Raw genomic sequence first — 7406 nt, 5'->3', positions numbered from 1 at the left:
GATTTAAAAAGAGTAATTTTTGACATTTCAATCTTTTTCATAGTCGTATTATTTGCTGTATTATTTTTTATTTTCGGTCCTGATGAAAGCCCACTGAAATATTTCATACTCTTTGGCTTTATTACTCTTTTTTCCGAATTTATAAAAAGAATAATTGTATATCGGACTGTAACATGTTATTTTGATTCGCAAACTAAGACTATTTATATCTATTCTTTTTTTGAATCTCGAAAATTTTCTATAAATGACTGTCAAAATGTCCAAATTGAATCAGCTGTTGATATTTTAAAGCTGCATCCATTATTCACCCTATTTTCATCGAATATTGACTTCACTACGAGCTTAGAAAAGGTGTTAAAAATTTCATTACCTGGTGAAACGATCTTTCTAACATTTGTAGAAGCTGAAAGATGGAAGGAAATCCTTCATGTATCGAAAGCGGAAATTGAAGATGAAGATGAACTTGTAACCGTCTTACCTTTTTACCATAAGCATAATTTAAAGCGACTTTTCGGAAAATTATATTTTGCCACAACAGTAAAAGGTGTATCTGCATATAGCGGTTTATTGCTCCTTTTATATTTTCTTAACGTTCCAACCTGGGGGTTAATTACAGCAGGAATTTGTTATTGGCTGCTCAATATATCCATATCGGATCTTGTTTTAAAAACAGCAATGGACGCTAAGTTAGCAAATGATCCATTATTGCTCTCTAAAGCAGATGCTATTTTTACTAAGGCGGGAATTCCTAATGCAAAGCTCTATATTACTGATTCTGCACAATACAATGGTTTAGCAACAGGTATGAATATTGGAAGAGCAATGATTACATTAACGACAGCTACCTTAAAGCTTCCAATCGAAACAATTGAAGGAATACTCGCCCATGAAGCGATCCATGTAAAAAAACGAGATATAATGTGGGCGCAAATATGGAGAGCATGCTTTATCCTATTTTTGCTTATAGTTGTTATATTCATTAAAGAGAATATTACGAATATCGAAGCATATACAGTTCCTATATTTTTAACAATATGGTTACTGATGTTTTTATTTCCGATATACCAATCTTTTATTTCACAATGGATGGAGGTCCGAGCTGACCATTTAGGTGCAACATTATTAGAAGGTGGGCAACAGCAAATGGCAGAAAGTTTACGGGCTCTCTCACTTGCTCAGGATGACGAAAGCAAAAAGGCATTAACATATCAGATGATTGAAATAGATAAAAATAAGGAAATCAATTCATTAAAAAGGGAAAGCTTGATTTGGCGAATCATTGAATTTCAATTAATGCCACATCCTCCAATGTACTGGCGAGTGCATAGTTTAAATACTAATCAATATGGTTGGGGAAAAGCTATTTTGTTTCGCTGGATGAGAGATCGATGTGTTGAGTCAATTTCAATAAAGTAATTGAAAATGTACGCAATTTAATTTTTGTTATTTTCAATAGAAATTGAGATTTCTACTTTGAGCAATAAATTAGCATGAAATAGTGCTGCTGAAGTCTCTCTAACAACATATACATGTAGCAAAATGAATAAGGAATTTACATTAAGAAAACTCACTTCAAAATTTTGTGAAACCTTTCTCTTATAAGCACGTATGAATAGATGTAGGAAAAACTTCTTAACGATAATGAAGGGAGAACTAAATGAAAAAAATAGTCCTTATCATTTCCAGTATTGCAACTATGATGTTATCAGCTTGTTCCTTTTTAGATGAAGTGAATCAATCTGTTGACTATATCAACGAGGCTGATGCTTATTTACAAGAATTAAAAAACTTTGCTGAAAATGCACCATCTGATCTTCAACAAGCAGCACAAGATGCGGAATTATCGCAAAACTTAGAGGAACAGCTTCAATCACTTAAAGAACAAATTAAAGACTTCAATAACATTGATGCACCTGCTATTGCAGAGGATATCCATAAGGATATTATTGCAAAAAACGATGTTTTACTTGAAGAAATAGATACTGTCGTAAAAAACGGGGAATTAGCACTCGAAGAATTGAAAAATAGTGAAATCATGACTACAGTGGATGATATTAATTCCTTATTAGAAACTGTTGAAAATTTAAATCAATAACGAGCGCACAGTAGCTGTGACTCGTTTTTTTTCTTCAAAAAAAGTATAATGAGAAGCATGTATGATAAATTCATAGCATTAAAAATTCAATCTTATTCTATTTAATTTCAAAAGCAGAAGGAAAAATGGTAAACTTTTATTTTCAGATAGTATGACTATCTTCTCTAAAGTGTGTTAGCTATGGGTTTTATCAAAATCCTACAATTATTACACAAATTTAAGAGGTCTTTAAACCTCTTACCAACATATTGAAGGGGAGACAGAAGATGAAGAAACGAGTAGTAATTACAGGAATTGGTGCGGTAACACCACTAGGAAATGATGCTTTCACAACATGGGAAAAATTGCAAAATGGAGAAACCGGAATCGCTCCACTAACACGAGTAAATGCTGAAAAATTCAATGTTAAAGTTGCTGGAGAAGTGAAAAATTTTAACCCGAACGAATTTATCGATATGAAAGAAGCAAGACGTATGGGGAGATTTACACACTTTGCAATTGCAGCTAGCAAGATGGCTATTCAGGATGCAAATCTAACAATTGGGGAGGATGTGGCACCTGAACGCGTAGGAGTGTGGATTGGCTCCGGGATCGGTGGTCTCGATTCTTTCGAGCAGGAGCATAAAAAATACTTAGAGAAAGGCCCTAGACGTGTAAGCCCATTTATTATTCCAATGTTCATACCTGATATGGCTTCTGGTCGCGTTTCAATTGAGCTTGGGGCAAAGGGAATCAATAATTGTTCTGTAACAGCATGTGCATCTGGAGCAAATTCAATCGGTGATGCCTTCCGAGTTATCCAAAATGGACATGCTGATGTGATGATTACCGGTGGAGCCGAATCATCGATTACAGAAATGACGATCGCAGGTTTTTCAAATATGACCGCTCTTTCAACAAATCCTGACCCACAAACAGCAAGCCGTCCATTCGATAAAAATCGCGATGGATTTGTCATTGCAGAAGGCTCAGGAATTGTTATTTTAGAAGAGTTGGAACATGCTCTTGCACGTAATGCAGTGATTTACGGAGAAATTGTAGGCTACGGCGCTACCGGTGATGCATATCATATAACAACTCCAGCTGAAAACGGTGAGGGTGCGCAAAGAGCAATGAAATTAGCTATAGAAGATGCAGAGCTTCAACCAAATGAAGTAGATTATATTAATGCACATGGTACTAGTACGTATTACAATGATTTATACGAAACACAGGCTATTAAAGAGGTTTTCGGAGATCATGCCCATAAGCTAGCAATAAGCTCTACGAAGTCAATGACTGGTCATTTACTTGGAGCAACAGGTGCTCTTGAAGCAATTATTTCTCTATTAACGATTAAAGATGGAATTATTCCACCAACAATAAACTATGAAACACCCGACGAAGAGCTAGATTTAGATTATGTTCCAAATGTTGCTAGAAAAGCAGATGTAAATGTTGTCCTTTCAAACTCACTTGGTTTTGGTGGTCACAACGCTACGCTTATTTTTAAAAAATATGAATAAAAGAGATTGGTAGGATTGTCTAAAAGGCATTTCCTACCTTTTTTTATTGACAAAACAACTGTTCAATTTATGTTTTCATGCAAAAAGAAATATTACAAACTAGTTTTAAATTAGGCATTCACCCTTGTAAGATAATCTACATATAGTATGGAGAACAAAGCAGAAAGGGTGATAGGATGAGTGGAAAAGTCCGTCATTATTATGCAGGTGGAAACACAGCAAAAGGGTTTTATAGTCTATATGAATCAGCACTAGAGGATTTAGAGCGTGTATATATATTAAAGGGTGGACCAGGTACTGGAAAATCCTCACTTATGAAAAAAATCGGTGACATAATGGAGTCAAAATCGTTAAATGTTGAATATTTACATTGTTCTTCTGATAACGATTCGATTGATGGAGTAATCCTACCTGACTATAAGGTAGGAATTGTTGATGGAACAGCCCCACATATAATAGAACCGAAAGCACCCGGAGTCGTAGAAGAATATGTCAATCTAGGTGTTGCCTGGGATTCACAAAAATTAGCGAATGATAAACAGACGATTCTTTCGTTAAATAAAGACATTGCAGGCAAATTCGAAATCGCTTATAAAACATTTGCTGAAGCATTAGCAGCACATGATGAGATTGAAGAGATTTATATTTTAAACATGAACTTTGATAAAGCTAATCAATTAACAGATGAAGTCATCTCATTATTATATGGTGAGGAACAATTGGAAAAAAAATCAAAGATAAAACATCGCTTTTTAGGTGCAGCAACACCGCTTGGAGCTGTTGACTTTATTCAAAATTTAACAAGCGATGTTCAGAATAGATATTTTATAAAAGGACGCGCCGGCTCTGGAAAATCAACAATGCTTAAGAAAATAGTTGCTGAAGGTGAAAAGAGGGGCTTCGATATTGAAGTATACCATTGTGGATTTGACCCTAATAGCTTAGACATGGTGATTATTCGTGAAAGGGATGTAGCAATTTTTGATAGTACTGCTCCACATGAATATTTCCCTGAGCGAGATACAGATAAAATAATCGATATGTATGAAAGATGCATTAACCCTGGTACTGATGAAAAATATGCCGATGAAATTGAACGGACGACGAAAGCATATAAAGGGAAAATGAAAGAGGCTATTTCCTATTTGGCTGAAGCTAAACAACTACGAGATAGATTAGAAGCTATTTATATAAATGCCATGGATTTTCAAGTGGTTGATGAAATGCAACAAACAATCCTTAATGAAATTGAAGCATATATAAAATAAATGACATATTTTTAGTGGGTGACCAATTATACAAGAGTCACCCTGATTTCATCTCTAAAAATAAGTGTATTTTTTAACAGGAATATAAACATTTTTAGCGAATAAATCATTATATAAATATTTAATGTTTTTATTAAGGAATGGTGACAAAGATGAAATATAGACGTGTTGGAAATAGTGGATTAAAAGTAAGTGAAATTGGATTAGGAAGCTGGCTAACCTATGGTACAGCGCAAGAACAGAGAGCAGCTGATGCATGTATTCATAAAGCGTTTGAATGTGGAATTAATTTTTTTGATACAGCAAATGCCTATAATCGTGGGGCAGGTGAAGAAGCAATTGGCATGGCACTTAAACCATATGAACGGTCAAGCTATGTCTTATCAACAAAGGTCTTTTTCCCGATGGGTGATGGTCCCAATGATCGCGGACTATCGCGAAAGCATATTATGGAGCAATGTGAAGCAAGTTTAAAACGATTAGGAGTAGATTATATCGATCTATATTATTGCCATCGATATGATGAAGATACCCCAACCGAAGAAACATTAAGAGCATTAGATGATCTAATAACCCAAGGTAAGATTTTATATGCTGGTGTTAGTGAATGGAGTGCTGCGCAAATCAATGAGGCAGTCGACATAAGTGAAAGACTTAATCTTCATCGCCTCATTTCGAATCAACCTATATATAATATGTTCGAACGGTACATAGAGGATGAAATTTTACACGTTAGTGAAACAGCAGGAATAGGTCAAATTGTCTTTTCGCCACTTGCACAAGGAATATTAACAGGAAAGTATAAGCCAGGAGCTACGTTGCCAAAAGATAGCCGTGCAGCAAATTCAGATGTGAATGGTGTTATTTCTAGTTATCTTAAAGAGGATGTTTTACAATGTGTACAAGATTTGCAGCATTTAGCAGAGCAATTAGGCTGTTCATTATCACAGCTATCTTTAGCATGGGTTCTTCGTCATCCAGGTGTTAGCTCTGCTCTAATAGGGGCAAGTAAACCTGAGCAAATCGAAGAAAATGTAAAAGCGGTTGATCTTGTTTTACAAGAAGATATCATTAGTGAAATTTCACAAATCTTAAAGAAGGTAGAAGGTTTTGCACCATTAAGATAAATGCTAGCTATATTTGGACAATTGTCAATTATTACATTTCCTTTAACATAATTTTCATGTATCATTAAGCATGTTATCTCATTTTTCGGGGAAAATAGAACTATCTTTGTTTAAGAGAGGGGCCATCATAGCGTGGAGAAAATTGAAGTAGGCGAAATTTTTACGATCACTGATGAAAATAACGAGGAAAATGAAGTTGAAGTATTGGCAGTTGTCACTTTAGAAAATAGTGATTATGTAGCTGTTGGCTTCGTCGAAGATATTCTAGAGGAATCAGAGGAAGAAATAGATGTCTTCTTTTTAAAGGTAGATGAAGACGGTGATTTCTCCCCAATTGAAAGTGACGAGGAATTTGAAAAAGTATCCGTTGCCTTCGAAGAAATAATGGAAGAGGAAGAATAACGATTAATGATTGAGTGAAAAATGATTGGAATAGTGGAGGTACCAACTATTTGGATAAATTCCGTCACTAAACGTAATCATTTTTCACTCTTTACTTTATTGCTTTTGGACAAGATTATGATTAGCACCTTCAGTCGAATAACCAAGACGTTTCAAATGCTTGCGAATGCCAATCCTTTCCCATGTATAAAGAATTTTGTTATCCAATGCCTTCTTTGGATAAAAAATCCCAATCGAAGCTATTTCCTCAAACGTAAGTCCTTTTTGCACATATTGTGTAATGATTTCATCACGCTTTTCAATAATAGCGAGAAATTGAACCATTTCCTCTTTAAATTTTTCCTTAGTGAAAATTCCTTTTTGATGACCAGTAATGTACGTTTTTGCATCAAGAGATAAAAGCCGTTCTCCAGATTGAATAAATTGTTCAATCGAACCATCTGCCCCATTATACCAAGGTCCAAATGAGGTCATATCGTAATCACCTGTATATACTACACCTAAATCAGGGAAATAAGGACATGAATAGCCTTTAGTATGACCAGGAGTATGTAGGAAAATTAGTTTAATATGCTCATAATCCATTTCCCTTTCATATTCGTATGAGCCGTTAAAGCCTGATATCCCTTTGATCCAGCTTTCAGGAATGCTTTCTGCCCATTCCTTCATACCTTCTAATCCCCATTCTTGTGTAATCCCATTTTGATTAGCGACTTTTTCAAGGGAATGGCATGTATCAAATTCAACCCGATTGATTAATTTCTTAGTGCTAGGGAACAAATAATTATGTCGTGTATGATCTGGGTGGTAATGCGTATTATAAATTATATTTATCCCTTTTTCCTTTTCAAGCTTTACTAATGATTCGGCCTCTGCACCTGTATCAATTAATAATTTTTCTGATTCAATATACAAGCTCCTAGAAAAAGGAACTTTACTATTATTTGCGCCTTCAACAATCAAGAGCGGTCCAATTTTTTGCATTAGGTTCACCTCAGCTATTATATCG

At 35.0% G+C, this 7406-nt stretch carries 7 protein-coding genes; 6 read left to right on the top strand and 1 reads right to left on the bottom strand.

Annotation, left to right across the window (positions count from 1 at the left end):
* From HU235_RS16550 to HU235_RS16525, 6 genes are all read left to right on the top strand, one after another.
* On the top strand, positions 1-1416 hold a 1416-nt coding region (locus HU235_RS16550), incomplete at its 5' end, for a M56 family metallopeptidase (RefSeq protein ID WP_174880919.1).
* Between the two features lie 241 nt (positions 1417-1657).
* Positions 1658-2095, top strand: a complete 438-nt coding sequence (locus HU235_RS16545) for a DUF6376 family protein (RefSeq protein ID WP_174880918.1) — start codon at positions 1658-1660, stop codon at positions 2093-2095.
* 266 nt (positions 2096-2361) lie between these two features.
* Positions 2362-3600 carry a beta-ketoacyl-ACP synthase II gene (gene fabF / locus HU235_RS16540; RefSeq protein ID WP_174880917.1) on the top strand — a complete coding sequence of 413 codons (1239 nt, stop codon included), beginning with the start codon at positions 2362-2364 and terminating at the stop codon, positions 3598-3600.
* A gap of 176 nt (positions 3601-3776) precedes the next feature.
* Entirely contained in the window at positions 3777-4868 is a 1092-nt protein-coding gene (locus HU235_RS16535; protein WP_174880916.1) for a PRK06851 family protein, read from the top strand.
* Between the two features lie 152 nt (positions 4869-5020).
* Positions 5021-5995, top strand: a complete 975-nt coding sequence (locus HU235_RS16530) for an aldo/keto reductase family protein (RefSeq protein WP_174880915.1) — start codon at positions 5021-5023, stop codon at positions 5993-5995.
* Positions 5996-6127: 132 nt separating this feature from the next.
* Positions 6128-6397, top strand: coding sequence for a DUF1292 domain-containing protein (locus HU235_RS16525; protein WP_095300947.1), 270 nt, complete (start codon positions 6128-6130; stop codon positions 6395-6397).
* 96 nt (positions 6398-6493) lie between these two features.
* On the opposite strand, the gene HU235_RS16520 is transcribed toward HU235_RS16525, so the two are convergent.
* Positions 6494-7406, bottom strand: a 913-nt coding sequence (locus tag HU235_RS16520; RefSeq protein ID WP_233452252.1) for an MBL fold metallo-hydrolase, incomplete at its 5' end; no start/stop codon positions are given.

This window comes from Metabacillus niabensis, from assembly GCF_902829255.1.
Classification (GTDB): Bacteria; Bacillota; Bacilli; order Bacillales; family Bacillaceae; genus Metabacillus; species Metabacillus niabensis.
The sequence above is the reverse complement of the archived record's forward strand: the minus strand, read 5'-3'. Positions and strand labels throughout refer to the sequence as shown.